Source organism: Xanthomonas sp. CFBP 8152, from assembly GCF_014199025.1.
Classification (GTDB): Bacteria; Pseudomonadota; Gammaproteobacteria; order Xanthomonadales; family Xanthomonadaceae; genus Xanthomonas; species Xanthomonas arboricola_B.
Genome location: NZ_JACHNO010000008.1, coordinates 1 through 25,063, shown reverse-complemented (window position 1 = coordinate 25,063; position 25,063 = coordinate 1). Strand labels below are relative to the sequence as shown.

Sequence of the window (25,063 nt, the reverse complement as noted above, 5' to 3'; positions counted from 1 at the left end):
TGTCAATTCTAAAGCAGTCCGGTGGCCGGTGTGGGGTTGGCCGGGATGTGTCGGCCTCCAGCCCTGGCCGCTCGGCGTGGTCCTGACCGTCTCCGGTCAGGCCAGCCCGCGCTGCCTGGCCAGCGCGAACAATCCCGTCGCAGCCAGATCTTCCGGATGCAGCTGCGTCTGCACGCCCAACTGCGCCAGCGCCAGCGCGTAGCGTTGCGCCAGCCCGGGGCTGCCGACCAGGTGCACGCTGGCGTGAGTGCCGCACTGGTCGCGCAGTTCGTGGCCGATCAGCAGGCCTGAAAGGTAGGACGGCAGCGCGGTGGCGGCGAGGCGGTCGAACAGGCCCAGCGTGCGGGCACCGAACAGGTGGTGGCTGAGGCCGCCGGGCGCGGCGCTGCGGTCGACGCCTTGCGCGAAGGCGTCGGTGTCCAGGTCTGCAGGGTCGTCCTGCATCAGCTTGCCCAGGATGCTGTGCTGGCGCAGCACCGCATACAGCTCGCCGGTCATGACGGTGGCGAAACCGGTCAGTTGCCCGTTGGCGATCTGCGCCCACTTGCTGTGCGTGCCGGGCAGGCAGGCGACGTGTTCGCCGTCGCCGAGTGCGGCGATCAGGCCGACCAGCTGGGTTTCCTCGCCACGCATGACATCGGGCACACCGCGGTGCCCGCCGGTGCTCACGCCGGGGACGAACCACAGCGTGCGGCCGGGCAGCAGGTCGGTGTAGCTGCGCATCGCCTGCGCCAGGGCGGCGGTATCGGCCGGGCAGGGCAGATAGGCCTGTTCGACCCAGCCATTGCGGCTGCCGATCATGCCCGACAGCAGCAGCGGGCCGTCCCAGCCGTCGATCAGCGTGCTCAGCATTTCGGCGAAGCGGCCCTGGCAGGCCAGGATGCCGCCGCTGCCGCGGCGTTGCTCCACTACCGTGCCGTCGGCAGCGAGCAGGTAGCCGCGCAGGCTGCTGGTGCCCCAGTCGATGGCGATCATGCGCTGGCCACCCGACTCTCGGGCAGGCCGCTGATCGGCACGTCGCAGACGTACAGGCCGCCGGCTTCCGGGGTGCGGGCCAGTTCGTCGGCGCTGTGGTCCAGGCGCGAGCTGATCACGTGCAGCCGGTCCAGCGCGGCACCGCCGAGGGCGCTGCAGGTGGGGTGCTTGACCGGCAACTGCACGATGCGCTCGATGCTGCCGTCCGGGCGGTAACGCACCACGCGCCAGGCGCGCCACTGCGCATTCCACAGATGACCCTCGCTGTCGATGATGGAGCCGTCCGGCTCGGCATCGTCGCGGTCCAGCGTGGTGAACACGCGCACGTTACTGGTCTGCGCAGTGGCGGCGTCGTAATCGCAGCACAGGATCTGCGGGCGCAGCGAGTCGCAGTAATACAGCGTGCGGCCGTCGGGGCTGAAGCAGATCGAGTTGGGGATCGACACGCCCGGCAGCGGCAACGCACGCAGGCCGTGGCGCAGCGAGAACTGGTACATCGCGCCGCGCGCAGCCTTGTGGTCGTGCTCGTCCATGGTGCCGAACACGAGGTTGCCGTTGCGGTCGGCGCGGCCGTCGTTGCTGCGCGTGTGCGGGTTGTCGGCTTCGATGTCGGCCAGGTGCTCGAGCGGCAGCGTGTCGGCGTCGGCGTTGTCCGGGTCGGCGATGCAGATCGACTTGGCCAGCGCGATCAGCACGCGGCCGTCGTCCATCAGGCCGAGGCAACCGGGGCGGTCCGGCAGCGTCCAGTACTGCGTGCGCGCGCTGTGCGGATGATGCCGCCACAGCCGCTTCTCGCTGATGTCCACCCAGTACAGCGCTTCACGTTGCTCGCACCACAGCACACCTTCGCCATGCGTGCAGCGGCTGTCGACCGCCAGCACGGCGGTGTGTTCGGGCGTGCTCACCATTCGGCGATGCTGCCATCGCTGTGACGCCAGACCGGGTTGCGCCAGTCCGGCGGATTTTCGTTTGCGCGCTTGAGCATGTCTTCGTCGATCTCCACACCGAGCCCGGGCTTGGGCAGTGCGGCGATACTGCCATCGACACACTGAAAATCGTCTTTATTGACGACGTAATCGAGCAGGTCGGCGCCTTCGTTGTAGTGGATGCCGATGCTCTGTTCCTGCAGCACCGCGTTGTGCGAAACGAAGTCCACGTGCAGGCAGGCGGCCAGCGCGATCGGGCCGAGCGGGCAGTGCGGGGCGAAGCCGACGTCGTAGGCCTCGGCCATCGCGGCGATCTTGACGCATTCGGTGATGCCGCCGGCATGCGACAGATCCGGCTGCACCATGCCGATACCGCCGGCGCACAGCACGTTCTTGAATTCGAAGCGCGAGAACATGCGCTCGCCGGCCGCCAGCGGAATCGAGGTGCTTGCGGCCAGGCGCGGGTAGTACTCGGCCTGCTCGGCCAGCACCGGTTCCTCGACGAACAGCGGCTTGAACGGTTCCAGCTCGCGCAGCAGCGCCTTGGCCATCGGCGCGCCGACGCGGCCGTGGAAGTCGATGCCGAAGTCGATGCTGTTGCCGAAGGTCTCGCGGATCTCGGCGACCTTGACCACCGCCGCATCGACCGCGCGCGCGCTGTCGATCAGCTTCATCTCCTCGGTGCCGTTGAACTTGAAGGTGTCAAAGCCCAGCGCGCGGTAGTCGGTGATCTGCTGGATGATCGCGCCCGGGCGGTCGCCGCCGACCCAGCGGTAGGTCTTCATGCGATCGCGCACCAGCCCGCCCAGCAGCTCGTACACCGGCACGCCCAGCGCCTTGCCCTTGATGTCCCACAAGGCCTGGTCGATACCGGCGATGGCGCTCATCAGGATGGCGCCGCCGCGGTAGAAACCGGCGCGGTACATGGTCTGCCACAGGTCGTTGATGCGCGCCGGATCCTTGCCGACGACGTAGCCGGCCAGTTCGTGCACGGCGGCTTCCACCGAGCGCGCGCGCCCTTCGATGACCGGCTCTCCCCAGCCGGTGATGCCCTCGTCGGTCTCGACCTTGAGGAACAGCCAGCGCGGTGCGGCGTGGTAGGTGGTGAGGCGGGTGATCTTCATCCTTGCAGTTCCTGGTAGGCCTGCACGAAGGCGCGTGCATGCGTCTGGGTCGTTTCGAGCGATTGCGCGGGTTTGTACAGTTCGCCACCGATGCCGGCCCCGGCGGCGCCCTGCGCAAGGAAGCCGGCCAGGGTCTGCGGGCTGACGCCGCCGACCACATAGACCGGTATGTGCTTGGGCAGCACCGAGCGCAGCGCGCGCACATGCGCGGCGCCATAGGTGGCTGCGGGGAACAGCTTCAGGATCGTTGCGCCTGCATCGATGGCGTCGAACGCCTCGCTGGCGGTGGCGAAACCGGCGACCACGGTGAGCCCGCGCGACACCGCATGGCGGATCAGCGACGGGCGCGTATTCGGGGTGACGATGAAGCGCGCGCCGATCTCGGCCAGGGTATCGACATCGTCGTTGCGCAGCACGGTGCCGGCGCCGATCCAGGCGCGCTCGCCGTAGGCCTGCTGGGCCAGCGCGATGCTCTCGGCCCAACGCGGCGAATTGAGCGGGATCTCGATCGCGTCGAAACCGGCGTCGATCAATGCGCCGACATGGTCGAGCGCTTCTTCCGGCGTGATGCCGCGCAGGATGGCGATCAGCGGCAGGGCGAACAGGCTGGCGGTGGAGTCTGAAGTCATCGTGTTACTCGCGATAGAGCGGAAAACGGCCGTCGGCGACCGGATGGTCGCCAACGTCGGGGGAGGTTGCTGCGCTGCATGGCGGCGCGCGGAGAGCGGCAGGCAGTCGCGACGAAGTGGCTGCGGCACTTGCGTGCGCACTCCCACGGCCTGCAATTGGCCGGCAAGTTGCCGTCATCGTCGTCCACCTCCGCAATCATGGCGTGCGTGTTGCCACCTCGGGAAAGATGGGTCACGTCTGTTCTGGCCGCGCCCGGGAGGTAGGGGCTCCTGCTGCGGCGTTCGATAGCCTCGCGCGGGGAGATATGTGCTGCAAATGAAATTTTCGGCATATTCTATTCCTCCTACGAATACAGCTGCGTGGCGACCTCCCATGGCAAATTCCGGCACTCCCTGGTTCAACGCTGCCCGCCTCAAGACCCGCCAGCTGCTGCTGCTATTGCATCTGCACGAACAACGCTCGGTACTGCGTGCGGCCGAGGCTGCCAGCATGACCCAGCCGGCCGCCTCCAAGCTGCTGGCGGAAATGGAAGACATGCTAGGTGTGAAACTGTTCGAGCGGCATGCCCGCGGGGTGGAGCCGACCTGGTACGGCCATGTGCTGATCCGGCGTGCGCGTGCGGCGATGTCGGAAATCGGCCGGGCGCAGGAAGAAATCGCCGCATTGCGTGCCGGGCGTATGGGGCAGGCCTCGATCGGCACCGTGGTCAATCCGGGCACCAACCTGGTGCCGCAGGCGATCGCCGAGGTCAAGCGCGAATTTCCCGACATTCTGGTGCGGGTGGAAATGGACTACAGCCGCCCGCTGGTGGCCAAGTTGCTGGACGGCCAGCTGGACATCGTGATCGGCCGCATCCTGGGGCCGGAGGGCGTGGGCGAGCTGGAATTCGAGCCGCTGGCCGACGAGCCGCATTCGGTGATCGCGCGTGCCGGCCATCCGCTGGCCAGCCGGGCCGGCCTGCAGCATGCGGATCTGGTGCGGCATGGCTGGATCCTGCCGCCGGCCGACAGCGTGCTGCGCGCGCGGCTGGATTCGATGTTCATGGAGCACGGCGTGCAGACGCCGACCAATGCGATCGAGACCTCGTCGCTGCCGGTGACCTCCACGCTGCTGCGCGGCACCGACATGCTGACCGCCTTGCCGGTGGAATCGGTGGCGCCGCTGATCCAGGCCAAGCTGCTGACCGTGCTGCCGATCGAGCTGGGCGTCCGCATGGAGTCGTTCGGCATCATTCGTCGGCGCGATTACATCTTGCCGCCGGGTGCCGAGCGCATTCTGCAGGCGCTACGCACCACCGCGCGGCGTTTGTATCCCGGTCTGCGCGGGCCGGAATCCACTGGTTAAGCAGGCTCTGCCATTTGTATTCCGGCAGGGCATACCAAGCCGTGAATTCTTCATTGGCTGGCGCTAGACCACGCGCCTATATCTGTGAGTCAGATCGCACGCTGAAGCGCACGTGAAGTCGGGCAGGTGATCGGCGGGCAAACCGCCATGTGGTGGGATGTGGAGCCGGGCGGCGACGTCCGCGCCCTGCACGATCATGCGGCCGGTTGACGAGCCGCGATAACCAGTCTTCAGCCGTCTTGCGTCCTGGGAGGGATTCAGATGCACAAGTTCTCAAGCCATGCCTCGGCAGGGACGGGCGTGCACGCACGTCGTACCCCGCGGTTGCGTCATTCCGCCATGGCGGTGGGCATCGGGCTGTTGCTCGCCGCACCGGTGTACGCACAACAGACGCAACCGTCCCCGACCGCCCCGGCCGGCAAGACCGCCGACAGCGCGGTGGATCTGGATACGGTGGAAGTGCGCGGCGTGCGCGCCAGCCTGATCAAGTCGCAGGTGATCAAGCGCGACGCCAGTCAGATCGTGGATTCGGTCAGTGCCGAGGACATCGGCGCCTTGCCCGACCGCAGCGTCACCGAAACCCTGCAGCGCGTCAGCGGCGTGACTATCGATCACTTCGCCGCACGCAGCGACCCTGACCATTTCTCCGCCGAAGGCAGCGGCGTGATGATCCGCGGCCTGACCCAGGTGCGTGGCGAACTCAACGGGCGCGACATCTTCAGCGCTGCCAGCGGCCGCGGCCTGAGCTTCGAAGACGTGCCGGCCGAGTTGATGGCCGGTGTGGACGTCTACAAGAACCCCTCGGCGGAAATCATCGAAGGCGGGCTGGGCGGCACGGTCAATCTGCGCACGCGCATGCCGTTCGACAATCCGGGCCGGATCGTCGGCGGCAACGTCGATGTCAACTACGGCGACATGAGCAAGAAGTACAAGCCGTCGGCCTCGTTCCTGTTCAGCGACCGCTGGAACACCGGCATCGGCGAAATGGGCTTCATGATCGATGTGGCGCATTCGGAGCTGGCCACGCGCTCGGACGGCATCCAGGTGGAGCCGTACGTGCGGCGGACCGATGAGGCCGTGCTGGCCGGCAGCGGGCGCAGCGAGGTGTTCGTGCCGGGCGGGGTGAACTGGCGTCAGCTGGATTTCGAGCGCAAGCGCGACGGGATCGCGGCGGCGTTCCAGTGGAGGCCCAGCGATGCCACCGAGATCTATGCGCAGTTCCTGCGCTCGCGCTACGACATGAACTGGCAGGAGCGCGCCGCGTTCTTCAACGACAGCAACAACAGCATCACGCCGGCACCGGGCACCAGCTTCGACTACGACGAGCGCGGCGCCTTCCTGCGCGGCTCGCCGGTGTCCAGCTCGTGGCGCGGGGTGCTCACCGGCGACGGCGTGCGCTTCAATACCGACAACCGCTATTCCGAACAGCGCACCACCACCACCGACATGTCGGTGGGCTTCAGCCATTTCTTCAACGACAACCTGCAGATCAAGGGCGATATGCAACTGGTGGAGTCGGAGAACGAACAGCTGGATTTCACCGTGTTCAGTGCGACCTATCTGCCGGGCCTGTCGTACGACGTGTCGGGCAAGTATCCCAGCGTGCAGATCGCCAACCCGGCCTTTGCCCAGGACCCGTCCAACTACTTCTGGGCGGCGGCGATGGACCACCTGGGCAAGAACCGCGGGCGGCAGCTGTCCACGCGCGTGGATCTGGAATACACCTTCGATGAAAGCAACTGGTTGCGTTTTGCGCGCTTCGGCATGCGCGCCACCGACCGCAATCAGATCAACAAGAATTCCGGTTACAACTGGGGCGTGATCTCCGACAACTGGGCCGCCATTCCCGGCACCAGCAACGGCCTGGCGACTATGTCCGAGTTCATGACCGACCAGTCGTCGTTGTTCACCTTCTCCGATTTCTTCCGCGGTGGAGTGAACGTGCCGACCACGCTGGTGGTGCCCAACAGCAGCCTGGTCAACAACTACCGCTCCGCCTCGCAGATGATCCAGCAGATCGTGGCGCTGCGCGGCTACGGCTGGGCGCCGGACAGCTATCAGCCGCAGGACACCAACCGGCAGTTCGAACGCACCCAGGCCGCCTACGCGGCACTGTATTTCGGCAACGACGAGGCCTGGGGCATGCCGGTGGACGGCAACATCGGCATCCGCGTGGTGCAGACCAAGACCCAGGCCGAAGGCTTCGGCCAGTTCCAGAACCTGGCCGGGCTCAATGTCTTGCCGGAACTGCAGGCGCGCTATACCGGGCAGTACTTCGAGAACAATTCCCAGGGCAGCTATACCAACGTGCTGCCCAGCCTGAACCTGCGTCTGCGCTTCACCGACAGCCTGCAGTGGCGCTTTGCCGCTTCCAAGGCGATGGCGCGCCCGGACTACACCCAGTTGCAGCCGTATGTGTTGCTCAACGTGGAAACCAACGACGCCGGCCAGGCCACCGATTTTGTCGGCACCGCCGGCAACCCGAACCTCAAGCCGATGGTGGCCAACCAGTTCGACACCGCGCTGGAGTGGTATTTCGACACCAGCGACATGCTGTACGCCACGCTGTTCTACAAGAAGGTCAAGGATTACTTCTCCACCCAGACCCGCAGCGAGATCTACGACAACCGCCCCTGGCTGGTGACACGCCCGTACAACATGGACGAGGGCACCATCCGCGGCGCGGAGCTGGGCTATACCCAGTTCTTCGACCAGTTGCCGGGCTGGTTGAGCGGGTTCGGCGTCAATGCCAACTTCACCTTCGTCGACAGTCAGGGCGGCGCCAACACCGCCACCGACCCGTACACCAATACCACCGTTACCGGGGTCGAGCTGCCGCTGGAAGGCCTGTCGCGGCGCAGCTACAACCTGGCCGGTATCTACGAGAAGGGCCCGTTGTCGCTGCGTCTGGCCTACAACTGGCGCTCGCGTTACCTGCTGACCACCAGCGATGCGTCCACCCGTCTGCCGACCTGGGCCGACGACTATGGTCAGCTCGACGGCTCGTTCTTCTACCGCTTCAACGAGCACCTGCAACTGGGCGTGCAGGCCAACAACCTGACCAATACGGTGACCAAGGTGCTGATGGGGCCGACCTCGTACGAAGGCGGTGAGGTGGACCCGCGTCTGTATACGCGCTCCTCGTTTGTCAACGACCGGCGCTATTCGCTGGTGCTGCGCATGAACTGGTAAGCGAAGGCCATCACGGAACCGCCGTGTGCGGGCTCGCAGACTTGAGCCCGCTTTGGCCGATCCGGCCATCCGGATCCGCAATGCCAGACCCAGCGGGTTTGTCGGCGTTGCTATAGGTTTTACGAATACCTTTCCAGGAATATTTCATTGGTGTGGCACGACGGCGCCGCCCTATGCTCCGGCCGCAGCCGCTAGGTAAGCCTCGTCAGGATTACCACGCATCGCACCCGCCCGGCCTTCCGGTCGTGGGCGGATGCGGGCCAGCACCAACGACGGGCAGGGCGTTCGCGCACCGGCCCGCTAAAAACTAGAAGTACATGCGTCCTGGGAGGGAGCACCATGTCAGTGCAACATCGCCACATTCCGGCAGGCCGGACTGTGGGTCAGCGTTCGATCCGTGATTTCCGCCGCTCCGTGATGGCCCTCAGTGTGGCCACGCTGTTGAGCGCGCAGGCCTACGCGCAGGACGCGACCACCACTGCCGCCCCGGCCCAGGACGCCACCACCCAGCAGCTCGACACCGTGCAGGTCACCGGCACGCGCAGCAGCGTCACCAAGGCGCAGCTGGTCAAGCAGAACGCCGAGCAGATCGTCGATTCCATCGTTGCCGAAGACATCGGCAAGCTGCCCGACAACAATGTCGCCGAGGCGCTGCAGCGTATCTCCGGCATCCAGATTTCGCGCAACTACGGCGAAGGCAGCTCGATCGCCATCCGCGGCCTGACCCAGGTGCGCACCGAACTCAATGGCCGTGACATCTTCACCGCCAACGATGGCCGTGGCCTGAGCTTCGAGGACGTGTCGGCCGAACTGCTCGGCGGCGTCAACGTCTACAAGAATCCCTCGGCCGACATGATCGAAGGTGGCCTGGGCGGCACCGTCGATCTGCGCACGCGCCTGCCGTTCGACTACGACGGCCGCAAGATCGCCGGCAGCGTCCAGTACAACTATTACGACCTGGCCGACGACGGCAAGCCGGCGTTCTCGGGCCTGTTCAGCGATCGCTGGCAGACCGGCATCGGCGAGATCGGCCTGCTTGTGAATTACTCGCAGCAGAAGAGCCCGTTCCGCCAGGACACCATCTCGATCGAGCCGTGGTACACGCAGACCGATCTGCCGGGTTACGTCGGCCAGGAAGTTTCTGTACCCCACGGCGCTGGCATCAACACCACCGTTGGTGAGCGTGAGCGCAAGACCGGTGCGTTCGCAATGCAATGGCGTCCGAACGATTCGGTCGAGGTCTACACGCAGGTGCTGCGTTCGGAATATGACTTCAGCTGGCACGACTATTCGTTCTTTGCGTTGACTGGCCAGAACAACATGCAGGGCTTGCCAGGCATCGAAGTCAACAATCGCAATGAATTCGTCAATGGCTCGTTCCAGAACGTACCGACCGAATCCAACACTAGTCTGACCGAGCGGCATTCGGTGACCACCGACTACTCGTTAGGCGCCAAGTGGACGGTCAACGAGAAGCTGACTCTGAGCACCGACTTCCAATACGTCGATGCCACCACCACAGGCACGCGATACATCTTGTCTACCGGTCAGACCACTAGCCCCCAGTTCAATGTCGATTTCCGTGGCGATCTGCCGCGCCTGTCGGTGACCGATGCCAGCGGCGCGGAAGGTTATCTAGCCGATGCCAACAACTACGACGGCTGGCGCTATCACCTGGACAACAAGGACGACAACAAGGGCACCGAGTTCGCCTGGCGCGCCGATATGGACCTGGCTTTCGACAGCGACTTCGTGCGCAGCTTCAAGGCCGGTGTGCGCTACACCGACCGCGATGCCGAGACCAAGGGCAACATCTATCGCTTCTTGTGCCTCAATGCATGCGTGGCTGACCAGCAAGATAAAATTCCGTTCTCCCAGTACCCGACGATCGGCCTGGTGCCTAATCCCATCACCGATTTCTTCCGTGGCCAAAGCAGGGCATTCGGCCCGACCCTGACTGCATCGGATGCGGCAGTGGCCAATTACGAGCAGACCCTGGCCACCTTCGGTGCCAGCCCTCTGCAGTTTTCGCCCAACAATATCAACGCGCAGACCGAGAAGACCTATGCGGCCTATGGCGTGTTGCGCTTCGGCGTGGACAGCGACTCGATTCCGTTCGACGGCAACATCGGCGTGCGTGTGGTGAGGACCGAAGTCGGCTCGACGGGCGTTCGTACCGGAACTGATGGCGAAGGTGGCGGCCTGATTCCGGTGGATGCGCAGCAGACCTATACCGACGTGCTGCCGAGCCTGAACCTGCGTTGGATGCTGAGCGACCAGTTGCAGTGGCGTTTTGCGGCATCGCGCGGCATTTCACGCCCGACCTTTGACCGCCTGAACCCGAACCTGAGCCTGAGCACTGGCACTTCGTCCAACGGGGCCTCGACCTTTACCGGCAGGGCAGGTAACCCTGATCTGGAGCCGGTCAAGGCCGACCAGTTCGACACCGCGCTGGAGTGGTACTTCGGTCAGGGTTCGATGATGTACGGCACCCTGTTCTACAAGAAGGTCGAAGGCTTCATCGCCGACAGCGTGTTCAACGAGGTTTACGACGGACGCGTGTGGCAGATCACCCGTCCGGTCAACGGCGATGCCGGCAAGATCCGCGGTGCGGAACTGGGCTATACGCAGTTCTTCGACTTCCTGCCGGGCTGGTTGAGCGGCTTCGGCCTGCAGACCAACTACACCTATGTTGACAGCGAGGCGCCGAGCCCCACTGCCACCGACACCAACGGCCAGGCGCTGACCGTGCCGCTGGAAGGCCTGTCCAAGAACAGCTACAACGCGATCCTCAGCTACGAAACCTCGCGCTTCCAGGGCCGTGTGGCCTACAACTGGCGCAGCGACTGGCTGGTGACCACCGCGGGCAACGGCACCGGCAACCTGCCGGTCTACAACAAGGGCTTCGGCCAGCTGGATGCCTCGCTGCGTTTCAACATCAATGATGTGTGGTCGATTTCGCTCGATGGCGTGAATCTGCTCGATACCCGTCGCGAAAGCTATCTGGGCACCGAGTCGCGCTACCGTGACTTCGTGATCAACGATCGTCGGTATGGCCTGACATTGCGGGCCAGCCTGTAGAACGCGCCGTAGGAAGTGCGTCTCCGGTCCGGCGAGCTGTGCAGGCAGCCCGTCGGACCGGTGTTTTTCCTATCGACGGCATGCCGTCGATCGCAAGAGGAGCCGGAGGAATGATCGCTGTGATCGATCCGCCTACTGTGCGCCGCGTTACCGCAGCGATGTGGCCGGTCCGTGTATGGCTGGCACTGCTGGTGCTGTTGTCGCTTTCGATTTTGCCGCTGCAGGCCGCTGACCCGGCGGTGCAGGGGCCTTACCAATGGCGCAGCGTCGCCATCGGCGGTGGCGGATTCGTCACCGGTGTGCTGTTTCATCCCGCCGAGCGCGACCTTGCGTATGCACGCACCGATGTCGGTGGTGCGTACCGCTGGGATGCGCGCGCGCAGCAGTGGGTGGCGCTGACCGACTGGCTGGGCGCCGACGACTGGAACCTGATGGGGATCGACGCATTCGCGGTCGATCCTGCCGACCCGCAGGCGCTGTATCTGGCTGCGGGCACCTACATGCACGAGCGCGCCGGCAATGCCGCGGTGCTGCGCTCATTCGATCGCGGCCGCAGTTTCGAGCGTGCCGAGTTGCCGTTCAAACTCGGCGGCAATCAATTGGGCCGTGCCAATGGCGAACGGCTGGCGGTGGACCCGCACGATGGCCGTGTGCTGTTGCTCGGCTCACGCGATGCGGGTCTATGGCGCAGCGACGATCGCGGCGCGCACTGGGCGCGGGTGGACGCATTTCCTGCCGGGGCCTTGGCGGGCGCGACGGCGCGCAATCATGTCGGACGCGAACAGGCAGTGGGCATTGCCTTTGTCGTCTTCGATGCCGCCAGCGGCCGCGCCGGCCGTCCGACCCCGCGCATCTATGTCGGCGTGTCCACCGCGCAGACCAGTCTGTATGTTTCCGACGACGCCGGTCGCAGCTGGTCGGCGGTGGCCGGGCAGCCCAAGGGCCTGCGTCCCAGTCATATGGCAGGCGGCAGCGATGGGCAGTGGTATCTGAGCTACGGCGACCAGCCCGGGCCGGACCTGATGGCCGGCGGCGCGCTGTGGAAATACACCCCGGCGCAGGCGCGCTGGAGCGAGATCAGCCCGCTCGCGCAGCCGGCCAGCGGCGATGGCTTCGGCTGGGGCGCGGTGGCGGTGGATCCGCAACAGCCGCAGGTGCTGCTGGCCAGTACCTTCCGCCGTCGTAGCCCGCGCGATGAGCTGTTCCGCAGCGTGGATGGCGGGCGCAGCTGGACGCCGTTGCTGGCGGGCGCGCAGTTCGATCACAGCGCAGCGCCGTGGACCGCACAGGCCTCGCCGCACTGGATGGGCGCGCTGGCGATCGATCCGTTCGACAGCAACCACGCCTTGTTCGTCACCGGCTACGGCATCTGGGCCTCGCGCAACCTGCAGGATTTCGCCAGGCAGCAGCGGCCGTTGCAGTGGTGGTTCCAGGATCGCGGGCTGGAGGAGACCGTGCCGCTGGATCTGCTCAGCCCGATGCAAGGTGCGCACCTGCTCAGTGCGCTGGGCGATATCGACGGCTTCCGGCATGACGATCTGGAGCGTGCGCAGTTGCAGTACGCCGGCCCGCGCCTGACCAATGGCGAGAGCATCGATGCCGCCGGGCAGGCCGCGCAGTGGGTGGTGCGCAGCGGCACCGTGCGCGATCGCCGCAACAACGAGATCCGTGCGCTGTATTCGCGCGATGGCGGCGCGCAGTGGACGGCGTTCGCCAGCGAGCCGCCCGCCGGGCAGGGCGCCGGCAACATCGCCATTGCCGCCGATGCGTCGCAGGTGGTGTGGGCGCCCGAGAAAGGTGGCAACTGGCGCACCGCCGATTTCGGCAAGCACTGGCAACGTGTGCAGGGCCTGCCCGAGACCGCGGTGGCGGTGGCCGATCGCGTCGATGCGCGGCGCTGGTATGCAGTGGATACCGCCAGCGGGCGCTTGTACGAGAGCCGCGATGGTGCAGTGAACTTTCGCGACACCGGTGCACAGGCCGGCAACCCGGCGCGCGACGAACGGGCGCGCCCGCAGCTGCGCCCGGATCCGTGGCGGGCAGGGGTGGTGTATCTGGCCAGCCCCGCGCTGGGCGTGATGCGCTGGCAGGACGGGCGTTTGCAGACCTTGTCCAGGCCGGACGAGGCGCGTTCGCTGGGCATTGGCAAGGCGTTGCGCGATGGCGCACCGCCGGCGCTGTATCTGGCCGGCCGCGTGGATGGAGTCGACGGCGTGTTCCGCTCCGACGATGAAGGCGCGCAGTGGTTGCGCATCAACGACGACGCGCACCGGTTCGGCAAGCCCTACAGCGTTACCGGCGATCCGCGCATCCCGGGGCGCGTGTACTTCGCCACCGGTGGGCGTGGCATCTTCTACGGCGACCCACGATGAGCGCTGCGTGCCTGTGCGCGTCAGCGCGCTGTCTTACCGAGCATGGCGGCAGGCGCCGTCGCATCGCCGCGCGAGTGGCCGCGCCGCTTCTGGAGATCACTGCATGACCGCTTCCCTTATCCGCCGTGGCTGCCTGTTGGGCCTGGTCCTGGCCAGCCCCGCCGCATTGGCGCAACCGAGTTTGCCTGTGTTGTTCAGCGATGGCGCGGTGCTGCAGCGCGGCCAGGCGATGCCGGTGTGGGGCTGGGCCGCGCCCAATGCCGCCATCACGGTCAGCTTCGACGGCAAGCATGCCACCGCCAAGGCCGATGCCAAGGGGCAGTGGAAGGTGAGCTTGCCCGCACACACCGCCGGTGGCCCCTATGTGCTGAGCGTGCAGGGCGACGGCGGCCAGTTGCAGGTGCGCGATGTGCTGGTCGGCGATGTGTGGCTGGCCAGCGGTCAATCGAACATGGAGTGGCCGTTGGCGCAGGCCAGCGATGGCCCGCAGGCGGTGGCCGCCGCCAACGACCCGCAGTTGCGGCACTTCAAGGTGCCCAAGTCGTGGTCGTTGCAGCCGGAAGCGCGCCTGACCGGCGGCGACTGGAAGGCCGCCACGCCGGACAACGCCGGCGAGTTCACTGCGGTCGGCTATTTCTTCGCCAAGGAGCTGCGCACCAGTGCCGGCGTGCCGATCGGCATCGTCAACAGCACCTGGGGCGGCAGCGCGATCGAGGCGTGGATGGATGCAGCCTCGTTGGGCTTGAATGCCGGGCAGAACCAGGGCGCGATCGAGGCGATCAAGCAGCGCGATGCCGCCGCGCGGGCCGCTACCGGCAAGCGCATCGCGCGCTGGCCCAAGGTGGATGGCGAGATGCCGCAGTGGCGCGAAGCGACGTTCGACGACAGCGACTGGGACAGCATCCCGACCACCCAGCAATGGGAGTCCAGCGGCTATGACGGCATGGACGGAATCGCCTGGTATCGCACCACCGTCACCTTGAGCGCTGCCGACGCCAAGGCCGGTATCACGCTGGGCGTGGGGCAGATCGACGATTCGGACATCACCTACGTCAATGGCCAGCAGGTGGGCACGACCGAAAAGCAATGGAACCTGCCGCGCGTCTACACCGTGCCGGCTTCGGCCTTGCATGCAGGGGTCAACCACATCGCCGTGCGGGTGGAGGATCTCAGCGGCGGTGGCGGCATGCATGGCCCGGACGAGCAGCGCTTCGTGCAGACCAGCGCCGGTGCCAAACGCGCGTTGGGCGGCTGGAAGTTCCGCCCCGCCGCCGTGCGTGTATCGCTGGTCGACAACAAGAATCAGCTGCTCACGCTGCTGTACAACCAGATGATCCATCCGTTGCAGCCGTTCCCGGTCAAGGGCGTGATCTGGTATCAGGGCGAAACCGATGCCACCGAGACCGGCGCGGTGAAGTATCGCGAGCAGTTCGCCGCGATGATCCAGCAATGGCGCGCAGAACGCGGCGCGAAAACGCTGCCGTTCCTGTGGGTGCAGCTGGCCAACTTCAAGGCCGGCGGCGACAAGGGCGAGCTGAGCCCGTGGGCACTGTTGCGCGAGTCGCAGTCCAAGACGCTGGCGCTGCCGGCGACCGGGCAGGCGGTGATCATCGATCTCGGCAACCCCACCGATATCCATCCCACCAACAAGCACGATGTCGGCCATCGCCTTGCGCTTGCTGCGCGGCATGTGGCGTATGGCGAAACGCTGGTGTACAGCGCGCCGGTGTTCGAGCAGGCGCGCTTTGCCCAGGGTCAGGCGGTGCTGAGCTTCGATCTGCAAGGCAGTGCGTTGCAGGTGCGTCATGGTGGCGAAGTGCAAGGCTTCCGCGTCGCCGGTGCCGACCAACACTTCCATTCGGCTACCGCGCGCATCGAGGGCGATCGCGTGATCGTACGCAGCGACGCGGTGGCTGCACCGGTGGCGGTGCGCTACGGCTGGAGCGAAAACCCGGACGACGCCAACCTGGTCAATCGCCAACACCTTCCCGTCTCCCCCTTCCGCACCGATACCTGGTGACACGGAGTCCTATGTCCACGCATTCCCCCGTTGCTCGTGTGATCGCTCCTTCCCCTGCACGCCGTTGCCTGCGTCCGCTGCTGCTGTCCGCGCTGACGCTGGCCCTGGCGGCGTGCCAATCCAGCGAGCAGGACGACAAAGCCAAGCCCGCCGCAGTCGCGCCGACTGCCGGCACCGCAGCGACCGCGCCTGCCATGGCAGCGGCGCCGGCTGCGCAGACGCCGATGCCGCAGTTCGTCAGCAAGGACGGCAAGCACGCGTTGATGGTCGATGGGGCGCCGTTCCTGATCCTGGGCGCGCAGGTCAACAACTCCAGCAACTATCCCGGCGTGATGGACAAGGTGTGGCCGGCGATGCAGGTGCTGGGCCCCAATACCGTGCAGGTGCCGATCGCCTGGGAGCAGGTCGAGCCGGAAGAAGGCAAGTTCGATTTCTCCTTCGTCGATACGCTGCTCACGCAGGCGCGCGAGCACAAGGTGCGGCTGGTGCTGCTGTGGTTTGCGACCTGGAAGAACAACGGCCCGGCGTATGCGCCGCACTGGGTCAAGACCGATAACCAGCGCTTCCCACGCGTGGTGACGCGCGAGGGCAAGGCGATCGGGTCGCTGTCGCCGCATGCGCAGGCCACCCTGGATGCCGACCGCAAGGCCTTCGTCGCCTTCATGCAGCACCTGAAGCGGGTCGATCCGCAGCACACCGTGATCATGATCCAGCCCGAAAACGAGCCGGGCACCTACGGCAGCGTGCGCGACTTCTCGCCGATGGCGCAGCAGCTGTTTGACGGCCCGGTGCCGGACGCACTGCTCAAGCGCCTGAACAAGCAGCCGGGCAGCTGGGCGCAGGTGTTCGGTGCCGATGCGGACGAGATCTTCCATGCCTGGTCGATCGGTCGTTACATCGACCAGGTGGCCGAAGCCGGCAAAGCCGAATACCCGCTGCCGATGTACGTCAATGCCGCACTGCGTGGCCCGTTCAATCCCGGCCAGCCGGGTCAGTACGCCAGCGGCGGCCCCACCGACAACGTGCTAGATGTGTGGAAGGCCGCCGGCCCGCATATCGACCTGCTGGCGCCGGACATCTACATGCCCGAATACCGCACCTACACCACGGTGCTGGAGCGCTACGCCCGCCCGGACAATGCGCTGTTCGTCGCCGAAACCGGCAACCGCCCCGAATACGCGCGCTATCTGTTCCCCGCGCTGGGCCACGACGGCATCGGGTGGTCGGCGTTCGGCATGGACTACACGCGTTACTCCAACTATCCGCTGGGCGCCAAGCACGTCAACGCAGAAACCCTGGCCCCGTTCGCGCTGGGATTCGAGCTGGTCAAGCGCGGCATGCGTCCGTTCGCCAAGGCCGCGTCCGAAGGCAAGCTGCACGGCACTGCCGAAGAACCCGGCCAGGCGGTGCAGGAGCTGCAGCTCAACGAGCGTTGGGGCGCCACCATCACCTACGGCGTGCCGCAGTTCTGGTTCCAGGGCAAGCCGCCGGGCAACCCCGAGCCGATCGGCGCGGCCTTGATCGCCGAACTCGGCCCGGACGAATTCCTGGTCACCGGCTACCACGTGCGCGTGACCCTGCATCCGGCCAGCGAGGCGACTGCCAACATGCTCTACGACCGCGTCGAGGAAGGCGTCTACGACGGCAGCGACTGGAAGTTCGAGCGCAACTGGAACGGCGACCAGACCGATTACGGCGTCAATTTTTCCAGCGCACCGCAGCTGCTCAGGATCAAACTGGCCACCTACAAGTAAGCCTGCTTGGCCGCCTGCTGCACAGCCCGATCGCTGCGCAGCAGGCCGTCTTCCAGGTCGAACGCAATGAACCCATGCGTTGCCGCCCCCGCGGCACCGTTTCGTAATTCCAAGGGAGTGAACATGCAAACCATCAACCGTTCCGCCGGCCATGCGCCTGCCATCCGACGTACACCGCTTGCGCAGTGCCTGGCGTTGTCGCTGGCCTTGCTGGCCAATGCCGCGCACGCGCAGGACGTGCGCAAGGCCGCCGATGGCGTCACCGTGGTACCGAGCGCCAAGGGCGCCGCACCGGTGCGTCTGCAGGTGGTCGATGCCGGCATCATCCGCGTCAGTGCCGACCCGGACGGCGACTTCGCGCGCAGCCCCAGCCTGATGCGCGTGCCGGTGCAGGGCGATGGCAACTTCCAGCTGGCCGAGCAGGGCGACAGCGTGCAGCTGAAGACCGGCAAGGTCACCGCCACCGTATCCACCATCGATGGCCATGTCAGCTTCGCCGACGCCAGTGGCAAGCCGGTGTTGTCGGAGGTTGCCGGCGGGCGCAGCTTTGCGCCGCTGAAAGTGGAGGGCAAGCAGTACCTGAGCGTGCGTCAGCGCTTCCAGTCGCCCGATGACGAAGCCCTGTACGGCTTCGGCCAGCATCAGCAAGGCTGGATGAATCAGAAGGGCCGCAATGTCGAGCTGCAGCAGAACAACATCGACATGGCGGTGCCGTACCTGGTGTCCAGCCGCAACTACGGCCTGCTGTGGGACAACAACTCGATCAGCCGCCTGGGCGACCCGCGCGGCCTGCAGCCGCTGCCCAAGACGCTGAAGTTGTACGACGCCAAGGGCAAGGCCGGTGCGCTGACCGCGCGTTACGCGATCAACGGCAAGCAGATCGTCGAACGTCGCGAGAGCGAGGTGAACTACCAGTACCTCAGCGACCTGACCAAGTATCCGAAGAAGGCGATCACCAAGGACAAGGAAAGCCGCATGCAGGTCACCTGGGAGGGCGAGATCGAAGCGCTCACCGGCGGCGAGCACACCTTCTCGCTGTATTCGAGCGAATACGCCAAGCTGTATGTGGACGGCAAGCTGGTCGTCGATCGCTGGCGCCAGAACTGGAACCCGTGGAATCACGAGTTCAAGCTGGATCTGGAGCCGGGCACGCGCCACACCGTCAAGGTCGAGTGGGACCTGATCGACCCCAGCTACATCGCGCTGCTGCACCGCGACCCGCTGCCGGCCGCCGAAGCGAAGGACCTGTCGCTGTGGTCCGAAGCCGGCCAGATGATCGACTACTACTTCGTCTCCGCCGATTCCTACGATCAAGCCGTGGCCGGCTATCGCGAACTCACCGGCAAGTCGGTAATGCTGCCCAAGTGGGCCTACGGCTTCTGGCAGAGCCGCGAGCGTTACAAGAGCCAGGACGAGTTGGTCGGCGCGGTGGCCGAATACCGCAAGCGCAAGCTGTCGCTGGACAACATCGTGCTCGACTGGTCGTACTGGCCCGAGAATGCCTGGGGCTCGCACGATTTCGACCCGCAGCACTTCCCCGATCCGGACGGCATGGTCAAGGCCGTGCACGACATGCATGCGCAGATCATGATTTCGATCTGGCCCAAGTTCTATCCCACCACTGCCAACTACAAGGAACTGGACGCGGCCGGTTTCATGTATAAGCGCAACGTGGAAGTGGGTGAGCTGGACTGGATCGGCAAGGGCTACAAGAACTCGTTCTACGATCCGTATTCGGACAAGGCGCAGGCGATCTACTGGCGCCAGGTCAACGAAAAGCTCAACAGCAAGGGCTTCGATGCGTGGTGGATGGACGCCGACGAGCCGGACGTGCATTCCAACCTGGACATCGGCGAGCGCAAGGCGCGCACCACGCCCAACGCGCTGGGCTCGTCCACCGAATACTTCAACTCCTACCCGCTGCCGCACACCCATGGCGTGTACGTGGGCGACCGTGCGGCCGACGACAAGCGCGTGTTCATCCTCTCGCGCAAGGGCTATGCCGGCACCCAGCGCAACGCGGTGGCGGTGTGGAGCGGCGATATCGTCTCGCGCTGGGACGACATGCGCGACCAGATCTCCGGTGGCGTCAACATGGCGCTGTCGGGCCTGCCCAACTGGACCTTCGACATCGGCGGCTTTGCGGTGGAGAAGCGCTACGAGAACCAGGACCCGGCGCACCTGCCGGAATGGCGCGAACTCAATACGCGCTGGTTTCAGTTCGGCGCATTCGTGCCGATCTTCCGCTCGCACGGCCAGTTCCCGTACCGCGAAATCTGGAACATCGCCCCGGAAGGCACGCCCTTCTACGACAGCATGGCTTACTACAACCGCCTGCGTTATGCGCTGCTGCCGTACATCTACAGCCTGGCCGGCGATACCTATCAGCGCGATGGCGTGATCATGCGCGGCATGATGATGGACTTCCCGAACGACCCCAAGGTTCGCGACATCAACGACCAGTACCTGTTCGGACCGGCGTTCCTGGTCGCACCGGTGACCCGCTTCGGCGCCACCTCGCGTCAGGTCTATCTGCCGGCCGGCAGCAGCTGGCTGGATTTCGCCACCGGCAAGCGTTACGAAGGTGGCCAGAGCATCGAAGCGGCCGCCCCGATCGAGCGCATGCCGTTGTTCGTCCGTGCCGGTTCCATCGTGCCGACCGGCCCGGTGCAGGAATACGTGGATCAAACGCCGGATGCGCCGCTCACCGTGGTGGTCTACACCGGCGCCGACGGCCAGTTCTCGCTGTATGAGGACGACGGCAAGGGCTACGGCTACGAGAAGGGCGAGTTCAGCCGCATTCCGATGAGCTGGAACCAGGCCAAGGGCGAGCTGAGCATCGGCAAGCGCGAAGGCAACTGGACCGGCATGCAGGCCAAGCGCACCGTCAATGTGCGCTTTGTCGACGGCCCGCGTGAGGACGCCGGTGCGCTGGAACCCAAGACCGATGCCAGCATCCAGTACGACGGCCATCCGGTCAGCGTGTTGCAGCGCAAGATTGCGTCCGGCAAAGCGCGTCGTCGATGATCGCAACTGGTTGTCAGTCAGTGAGTGCGCAGATGCCGGATCGCCGCAAGGCTCGGGCGTGCAGGTCCGGTCATGCAGCACGGCGGTGCACGTGCTGACCCGCAGGGAAGTCTGCAAGGCAACCGGTGCCGCACTCGCGGCGCTGGGCGCTGCGCCGGCTGCGTCCGCCATTGCTGCGCCGGCCAAGGCTGCCGGCGAGCGATCGCTGCCTGCCGTCGCTGCGGCCGATGCCTTGCAGCTGTGGTACCGCGAACCGGCCAACGAATGGGTGCAGGCGTTGCCGGTCGGCAATGGCCGGCTGGGCGCGATGGTATGGGGCGGCATTGCCCACGAACGCCTGCAACTCAACGAGGACACGCTGTACGCAGGCGGCCCGTACGACGCCACCAGCCCCGAAGCGCTGGCGGCCTTGCCACAGGTGCGCGCGCTCGTGTTTGCCGGGCGCTATGCCGAGGCCGAAACACTGGCCGATGCCAAGCTGCTCTCGCGTCCACTCAAACAGATGCCGTATCAACCGCTGGGCGATCTGCTGTTGGATTTCGATCGTGCCGACGGCATCAGCGCGTATCGCCGCCAGCTCGATCTGGATACCGGCGTGGCGACCACCACGTTCCGCTCCGGCGGTGCGCTGCATCGGCGCGAGGTGTTCGTGTCGGCGCAGTCGCAATGCATCGTGGTGCGCCTGTCCTGCGATCGGCCACGCGCGATTTCCCTGCGCGTGGGCATCGACAGCCCGCAGACCGGCGAAGTCACGGTGGAGCAGGGCGGGCTGCTGTTCAGCGGCCGCAACGGCAGCTTTGCCGGCATCGACGGCAAGCTGCGTTTTGCCTTGCGCGTGCTGCCGCAGGTCAAGGGCGGCACGCTCAGCGGTCTGCGTGACCGCCTGCGCATCGAGGCCGCCGATGAAGTGGTGCTGCTGCTCACCGCTGCCACCAGCTACCAACGCTTTGATGCAGTCGACGGCGATCCGCTCGCATTGACTGCAGCAAGCATGCACACGGCCGGCAAGCTGGACTATGCCGCATTGCTGCGGGCCCATCTGGCCGATCACCAGCGGCTGTTCCGGCGCGTGGCGATCGACCTGGGCAGCAGCGAGGCGGCAGCGCTGCCCACCGACGAGCGCGTGCAGCGTTTTGCGCAGGGCAACGACCCGGCGCTGGCCGCGCTGTATCACCAGTTCGGCCGCTACCTGCTGATCTGCAGCTCGCGGCCCGGCACCCAGCCGGCCAATCTGCAGGGCATCTGGAACGACCTGATGCAGCCGCCGTGGGAAAGCAAGTACACCATCAACATCAACACCGAGATGAACTACTGGCCCAGCGAGGCCAACGCGCTGCACGAGTGCGTCGAACCGCTGGAATCCATGGTGTTCGACCTGGCCAAGACCGGCGCGCGCACCGCACGCACGATGTACGATGCACCGGGTTGGGTGGTGCACAACAACACCGATCTGTGGCGCCAGGCCGGGCCGATCGATGGCGCCAAGTGGAGCCTGTGGCCGATGGGTGGCGTCTGGCTGCTGCAGCAGCTGTGGGACCGCTGGGATTACGGCCGCGACCGTGCCTATCTGGGCAGGATCTACCCCTTGTTCAAGGGCGCGGCGGAGTTCTTCGTCGCCACCCTGGTGCGCGACCCGCAGACCGGCGCGATGGTGACCAACCCGTCGATGTCGCCGGAAAACCAGCATCCGTTCAACGCCGCGCTGTGTGCCGGCCCCACCATGGATGCGCAGCTGCTGCGTGATCTGTTCGCCCAATGCATCGCCATGAGCAAGCTGCTCAAGGTCGACGACGCCTTCGCGCAACACCTGAGCGCGCTGCGCGAGCAATTGCCGCCCAACCGCATCGGCAAGGCGGGACAATTGCAGGAGTGGCAGCAGGATTGGGACATGCAGGCGCCGGAGATTCATCACCGCCATGTCTCGCATCTGTACGCCTTGCATCCTTCGAGCCAGATCAATCTGCGTGACACGCCCGAGCTTGCCGCCGCGGCCAAGCGCACGCTGGAAACGCGGGGTGACAACACCACCGGCTGGGGCATCGGCTGGCGCCTGAACCTGTGGGCGCGGCTGGCCGATGGCGAGCATGCCTACCGCATCTTGCAACTGCTGATCTCGCCCGAGCGCACCTACCCGAATCTGTTCGACGCGCATCCGCCGTTCCAGATCGACGGCAACTTCGGTGGCACCGCCGGCATCACCGAAATGCTGCTGCAAAGCTGGGGCGGCAGCGTATTCCTGCTGCCTGCCTTGCCCAAGGCATGGCCGCGCGGCAGTGTGCGTGGCTTGCGCGTGCGCGGTGGCGCCAGCGTGGACCTGCAATGGGATGGCGGTCGCCTGCAGCAGGCACGCGTGCACAGCGAGCGTGGCGGGCGCTATCAACTGGCTTACGCAGGACAGACACTGGATGTGGAACTGGCTGCCGGTCGCACCCGGCAGGTGGGCCTCAACAACAACCGATTGGTGATGCAATGAGCTTGTACGTAGGACTGGATGTGGGCACGCAGAGCGTCAAGTTGGTGGCCTACGATCCGCAGGAGCGCGCCGTGGTCGCCACGATCGCCGCGCCCATGGAACTGATCAGCCGCGACGACGGCACCCGCGAGCAACAGGCGCAGTGGTGGATCGATGGCATCGTGCATTGCTTCGCGCAGCTCGACGGCGAGCAGCGTGCCCAGGTGCGTGGCATCTCGGTCTCCGGCCAGCAACACGGCTTTGTGCCGGTGGCCGCCGATGGCAGCGTCACCGCACCGGTGAAGCTGTGGTGCGATACCAGCACCGCACTGGAGTGCGACGAAATCATGAATGCGGTGGGTGGTGCCGCGGGCAGCGTGGCCACCGCCGGCAACCCGATCATGGCCGGCTACACCGCCTCCAAGTTGCCGTGGACGCGCAAGCATCGCCCCGAGGCGTATGCGGCGATGACCACGGTGATGCTGCCGCACGACTACGTGAACTTCTGGCTCACCGGCGAGCGCTTTGCCGAAGTCGGCGATGCCTCCGGCACCGGCTGGCTAGACGTGCGCACGCGGCAGTGGTCCGAGCGCATGCTCGGCGCGGTGGATGCGCAGCGCGACCTGCGCGAGGCACTGCCGCCGCTGGTGGACACCGGCGCGGTCTATGCCTTGTCCGACGCAGCCGCCGATGCCTTGAATCTGCCGGCCGGCGTGCGTGTCACCACCGGCGGCGGCGACAACATGATGGCCGCCATCGGCACCGGCAATGTGGTGCCGGGGCGCCTGACCATGAGCCTGGGCACCTCAGGCACCCTGTTCGCCTACGCCGATCACCCGGTGGTGGACGACGAGGCACGCTGGGCCGCGTTCTGCTCGTCCAGCGGCGGCTGGCTGCCGCTGATCTGCACCATGAACTGCACCGTCGCCACCGAGGCGGTGATGCGCATGTTCTCGATCACCCGCGAGCACACCGACGCCTTGATCGCCAGCACCACGCCGGGCGCCGATGGCCTGGTGCTGCTGCCGTTCTTCAACGGCGAGCGCACCCCGGACTTGCCGGCCGCCCGTGGCTGCCTGTTCGGGATGGACCTGCACAACACCACCCCGGCGCATTTCTATCGCGCCGCGATGGAAGGAGCGACCTACAGCCTGCGCAACGGCTTCGATGCCTTCGTCGCGGCGGGTCTGCAGTTCGACACCATCCTGCTCACCGGCGGCGGCAGCAAGAGCGCGCAGTGGCGGCAGATGGTGGCCGATATCTTCAACCTGCAGGTCGTGGTGCCGACCCAGCCCGAGGGCGCTGCCTTCGGTGCCGCGCTGCAGGCCTTGTGGGCCTGCGATCGCGATGACGGCGGTGCGGACGCATTGTCGGATGTGGTGCTGGAGCATCTGCAGATCGACGAAGACCTGTCGGCGCGCCCGGATCCGCAACGCGTGGCCAAGTATCAGCAGCACTACCAGCACTTCCTCAAGCACCTGCATGTGGTCAGCCCGCTCTACGCCGGCTGATCGACACGCTTTCTACAACTCCCCCAGCAGCAAGGACATTCCACCCCATGAGCAACACCGTCTACATCGGCGCCAAAGAGTACTTCCCCGGCATCGGCAAGATCGGCTTCGAAGGCCGCGACTCGGACAACCCGCTGGCGTTCAAGGTCTACGACGCCACCAAGCAGATCGGCGACAAGACCATGGCCGAGCATCTGCGCTTTGCCGTGGCCTACTGGCACAGTTTCTGCGGCAACGGCGCCGATCCGTTCGGCCCGGGCACGCGCGCCTACCCGTGGGATATCGGCAACACCGCGTTGAATCGCGCCGAAGCCAAGGCCGATGCCGCGTTCGAGTTCTTCACCAAGCTCGGCGTGCCGTACTACTGCTTCCACGACGTGGATCTGTCGCCGGATGCCGACGACATCGGCGAGTACGAAAGCAACCTCAAGCACATGGTCGGCATCGCCAAGCAGCGCCAGGCCGACACCGGCGTCAAGCTGCTGTGGGGCACCGCCAACCTGTTCTCGCACCCGCGTTACATGAATGGCGCATCCACCAATCCGGACTTCAACGTCGTCGCGCGTGCGGCGGTGCAGGTCAAGGCCGCGATCGATGCCACCGTCGAGCTGGGCGGCGAGAACTACGTGTTCTGGGGCGGCCGCGAAGGCTATGC

13 protein-coding genes and 1 pseudogene are annotated in these 25,063 nt (G+C 65.9%); 10 read left to right on the top strand and 4 right to left on the bottom strand.

The window, feature by feature from the left end:
- Positions 1-96: 96 nt before the first annotated feature.
- Genes FHT09_RS19105 through FHT09_RS19090 form a run of 4 tightly spaced genes read right to left on the bottom strand, consistent with a single transcriptional unit; the run spans position 97 to position 3,654 of the window.
- Entirely contained in the window at positions 97-975 is an 879-nt protein-coding gene (locus tag FHT09_RS19105; protein WP_104606738.1) for a 2-dehydro-3-deoxygalactonokinase, read from the bottom strand.
- Positions 972-1,883: an SMP-30/gluconolactonase/LRE family protein gene (locus tag FHT09_RS19100; RefSeq protein ID WP_047130311.1), complete on the bottom strand. Its 912-nt coding sequence runs from the start codon at positions 1,881-1,883 to the stop codon at positions 972-974. The genes FHT09_RS19105 and FHT09_RS19100 overlap by 4 nt, the downstream gene beginning before the upstream one ends.
- The gene (gene dgoD, locus FHT09_RS19095; protein ID WP_104606739.1) at positions 1,877-3,025 is read right to left on the bottom strand and encodes a galactonate dehydratase; all 1,149 of its coding nucleotides are present in this window, start codon (positions 3,023-3,025) and stop codon (positions 1,877-1,879) included. Before dgoD ends, FHT09_RS19100 begins: the two co-directional genes overlap by 7 nt.
- The gene (locus tag FHT09_RS19090) at positions 3,022-3,654 is read right to left on the bottom strand and encodes a 2-dehydro-3-deoxy-6-phosphogalactonate aldolase (RefSeq protein ID WP_104606740.1); all 633 of its coding nucleotides are present in this window, start codon (positions 3,652-3,654) and stop codon (positions 3,022-3,024) included. Before FHT09_RS19090 ends, dgoD begins: the two co-directional genes overlap by 4 nt.
- 373 nt (positions 3,655-4,027) lie before the next feature.
- Between FHT09_RS19090 and FHT09_RS19085 the strand changes: the two genes are divergently transcribed.
- The 10 genes and pseudogenes from FHT09_RS19085 to FHT09_RS19040 form a co-directional block, all read left to right on the top strand.
- Positions 4,028-4,999, top strand: a complete 972-nt coding sequence (locus FHT09_RS19085) for a LysR family transcriptional regulator (protein WP_016903232.1) — start codon at positions 4,028-4,030, stop codon at positions 4,997-4,999.
- Positions 5,000-5,260: 261 nt separating this feature from the next.
- Positions 5,261-8,191: a TonB-dependent receptor gene (locus FHT09_RS19080; protein ID WP_104606741.1), complete on the top strand. Its 2,931-nt coding sequence runs from the start codon at positions 5,261-5,263 to the stop codon at positions 8,189-8,191.
- Between the two features lie 339 nt (positions 8,192-8,530).
- Positions 8,531-11,272: a TonB-dependent receptor gene (locus tag FHT09_RS19075; RefSeq protein WP_104606742.1), complete on the top strand. Its 2,742-nt coding sequence runs from the start codon at positions 8,531-8,533 to the stop codon at positions 11,270-11,272.
- A gap of 110 nt (positions 11,273-11,382) precedes the next feature.
- Positions 11,383-13,644: a cellulase gene (locus FHT09_RS19070; RefSeq protein WP_104606743.1), complete on the top strand. Its 2,262-nt coding sequence runs from the start codon at positions 11,383-11,385 to the stop codon at positions 13,642-13,644.
- A gap of 103 nt (positions 13,645-13,747) precedes the next feature.
- A complete protein-coding gene (locus FHT09_RS19065; RefSeq protein WP_104606744.1) occupies positions 13,748-15,664 on the top strand; it encodes a sialate O-acetylesterase in 1,917 nt (638 codons plus the stop codon).
- 83 nt (positions 15,665-15,747) lie between these two features.
- Entirely contained in the window at positions 15,748-17,418 is a 1,671-nt protein-coding gene (gene galD / locus FHT09_RS19060; RefSeq protein ID WP_104606754.1) for a GH35 family beta-galactosidase GalD, read from the top strand.
- A 123-nt stretch (positions 17,419-17,541) separates the two neighbouring features.
- Entirely contained in the window at positions 17,542-20,445 is a 2,904-nt protein-coding gene (locus tag FHT09_RS19055; RefSeq protein WP_104606745.1) for a TIM-barrel domain-containing protein, read from the top strand.
- 91 nt (positions 20,446-20,536) lie between these two features.
- Positions 20,537-22,918 (top strand): glycoside hydrolase family 95 protein, encoded by a 2,382-nt coding sequence (locus FHT09_RS19050; RefSeq protein ID WP_184417082.1) that lies wholly within the window; start codon positions 20,537-20,539, stop codon positions 22,916-22,918.
- Positions 22,915-24,408: a xylulokinase gene (gene xylB / locus FHT09_RS19045; RefSeq protein ID WP_104606747.1), complete on the top strand. Its 1,494-nt coding sequence runs from the start codon at positions 22,915-22,917 to the stop codon at positions 24,406-24,408. Before FHT09_RS19050 ends, xylB begins: the two co-directional genes overlap by 4 nt.
- A gap of 47 nt (positions 24,409-24,455) precedes the next feature.
- Positions 24,456-25,063: pseudogene (locus tag FHT09_RS19040) on the top strand (xylose isomerase); the annotation flags it as partial.